This is a genomic window from Parvibaculum sp. (genome assembly GCF_035511255.1).
Taxonomy (GTDB): Bacteria; Pseudomonadota; Alphaproteobacteria; order Parvibaculales; family Parvibaculaceae; genus Parvibaculum.
The window spans coordinates 1-2,770 of the sequence record NZ_DATKFR010000318.1 but is presented as its reverse complement, the minus strand read 5'-3'; the positions used below and the strand labels follow the sequence as shown (position 1 = coordinate 2,770).

At 62.5% G+C, this 2,770-nt stretch carries 2 protein-coding genes; both read right to left on the bottom strand.

Annotated elements, in window-relative coordinates:
* Nucleotides 1–152 precede the first annotated feature (152 nt).
* The gene (gene pcaF / locus VMR03_RS12530; RefSeq protein WP_325405697.1) at nucleotides 153–1,367 is read right to left on the bottom strand and encodes a 3-oxoadipyl-CoA thiolase; all 1,215 of its coding nucleotides are present in this window, start codon (nucleotides 1,365–1,367) and stop codon (nucleotides 153–155) included.
* Between the two features lie 74 nt (nucleotides 1,368–1,441).
* Nucleotides 1,442–2,572 carry a DUF2336 domain-containing protein gene (locus tag VMR03_RS12525; protein ID WP_325405695.1) on the bottom strand — a complete coding sequence of 377 codons (1,131 nt, stop codon included), beginning with the start codon at nucleotides 2,570–2,572 and terminating at the stop codon, nucleotides 1,442–1,444.
* Between the last annotated feature and the right edge of the window lie 198 nt (nucleotides 2,573–2,770).

The following is a 2,770-nucleotide window of genomic DNA, read 5'->3' as shown; positions in this document are numbered from 1 at the left end:
GGATCGCAAACTCGTTGCCCTACTCCGCCGCCCGACGCCACACGGACGCCGCCTCGCCGGTGTCGATCGCCCGATCCGCATGCGCGTCAAACGACCGAAGTCGAAACAGAAAAAGAAGAGTTTCCTCGAACGCGTTATAGGCTGGTAACCGCTCACACCCGCTCGATCACCATCGCGATGCCCTGGCCGACGCCGATGCACATGGTGCAGAGCGCGTAGCGGGCCTGGCGTTCGTGGAGTTCCTGCACCGCCGTCGTGACGAGGCGCGCGCCGCTCATGCCGAGCGGATGGCCGAGCGCGATGGCGCCGCCATTCGGATTGACGAAATCGGCGTCGTCCGGAAGACCAAGATCGCGCATCACGGCGAGACCCTGCGCGGCGAATGCTTCGTTCAACTCGATCACCTCGATGTCGCCGATATTGAGGCCGGTCTTCTCCAGTACCTTGCGGGTCGCCGGGGCCGGACCGATACCCATGATGCGCGGCGGCACACCCGCCGTCGCCATGGCAAGAATACGGGCGCGCGGCGCGAGGCCATGTGCCTCGACCGCGTCGGCGGACGCAATAATCATCGCGCAGGCGCCGTCGTTGACGCCGGACGCATTGCCCGCCGTCACCGTGCCGCCTTGCCGAAAGGGCGTCGAGAGTTTTGCCAACGCCTCCAACGTGGTTTCCGGTCGGGGATGTTCGTCTTCGGAGATGACGGTCTCGCCTTTCCGGCCCGAAATCGTCACCGGTACGATTTCTTTCGCAAAGCGGCCCGACGCCATGGCACGTCCTGCCCGCTGCTGGCTGCGCACGGAGAAGGCGTCCTGATCGGCGCGAGAAATCTGAAACTCCTCGGCGACGTTCTCGGCCGTCTCCGGCATCGAATCCGTGCCGTATTGTCGATGCATCAACGGATTGACGAAGCGCCAGCCGATGGTGGTGTCGTAGATCTGCGCATCGCGCGAAAAGGCGCTCGTCGCCTTGCCCATCACAAAGGGTGCACGCGACATGCTCTCGACGCCGCCCGCGACCATGAGGTCCGTTTCGCCCGACTTAATTGCGCGGGCCGCCGAGCCGACAGCATCCATGCCCGAGCCGCAGAGGCGGTTGACCGTCGAGCCTGGAACTGTATCAGGGAGTCCGGCGAGCAGCGCCGACATGCGCGCGACATTGCGATTGTCCTCGCCCGCCTGATTGGCGCAGCCGAAGATCACGTCATCTATGCGGCTCCAGTTGACGGAAGGATTGCGGGCCATCAACGCCATCAGGGGCACCGCGCCCAAATCGTCCGCGCGTACGGACGACAATGCGCCGGCGTAACGCCCGATCGGCGTTCTGACCGCGTCGCAGATAAAAGCGTCTCTGGTGATATGCGTCATGGCTCGGCCCTCTCGATACGAAGGGTCGCAAGCTATCAGCTTCCGTATGGATCGGCGACGGGGTTTTTGTCCGCTCAGGCGGCCCGGCCTGCCCGCCAGACCGTGTCGTGGCTGAAACGGATCAGACGATCGAGCAGGAAATCGATGTCGTTCGCCTCGATCATGGGATAACGCTCGCCGACGCGCTTGAGCATGCACAGGCGCAGGAACGACCTGTCGGAGAGAACACCATCCGCGTCGAGTTCATGCATCACATCGAGCGCCGCGCGAAAGGCCTGATAGAAGAACTCCGAAAGACCCGCCCGCGCATAGACGGCGCGAAAGCCGAGCGGGCCCACATCGTGAATAAGGCGCGCCACACGATCATCGGGCACATTCGTCAGCAACGCGAAAGCCTCTTCGACGAAACGCAGTTCGCCCGCGCAGAGGGCGCGCAGCACAAGCGGGGCGGAGAGTCGCTTACGATCCATAAGTTGCAAGGCGAGACGGCTCATTTCGTCAGGACTGATCGCGGGGAGTTTTTCGACGAGCGCATATTCGCGTGCCTGCTCGTCCAGCAACGCGGCGGTTTTCCGATCGATACCATGGCGTTCGATCAGATAGCGGCGCAACTGGTCGGACACCATCGTGACGAGTCGTTCGATCAGCACCGAGGGAAGATCTTGGCGCTGTGCCATGGGATCGACGATTTCCTCGTCGCCCGCGTAACGGTCGACGATTTCTTCAAGCATCTCGGGGCGGATCACCGCACCATCATTGACCACGAGAGTCAGTATGGATTGCCGGTCGCCCGCCCAGACGATCGCGTCCGAAATCGCGGTCGTCACGTCCTTGCGTGCGGCGATGGCGCGCTGCTTGGCAGCGCTGCCATTGAGCACGAGCCGGACCATGTCCTCTTCGGACAGGACCGTCGAATTTTCGAGAATGGGAAGCGCGACCTCGTCGAGGTCCTCGGCGAGGGCGAGGACGACGTCATGCGGCGCATTGGGGAGAGTACTGAGGTATCTGGACAAAGCGCCGCGCACATGGGCGGCGATGTCGTGAACGAGATAGCCGAGAATTTCCTGCGCCAGCTCGCGCTCGCGCGGCGTCAACACGACGTTGCGGAACTGACTGGCGACCTTGAGCGCTATGCCGGCGCGCGCCTCTTCCATGGGTTCCGATAGCAGACGCTCCACGTCGGCGTATGTCAGTCTTTCCTGCATCGTTCCATTCCCGGGCATGGCGACGCCATGGGTATTCTGGTGGCGAGACGACGGCCTTACGCGCTTCTCGATAATGCTAGATGAAAGTCCCTAATGAACCCTTCAAATAGTAGACAAGGCCACCGATCGCGGCGGCCAAAAAGACCCTGCCTTTGACAGCCTCCCCGTTTCATGGATGATCCGCTTCAACAAGAAATT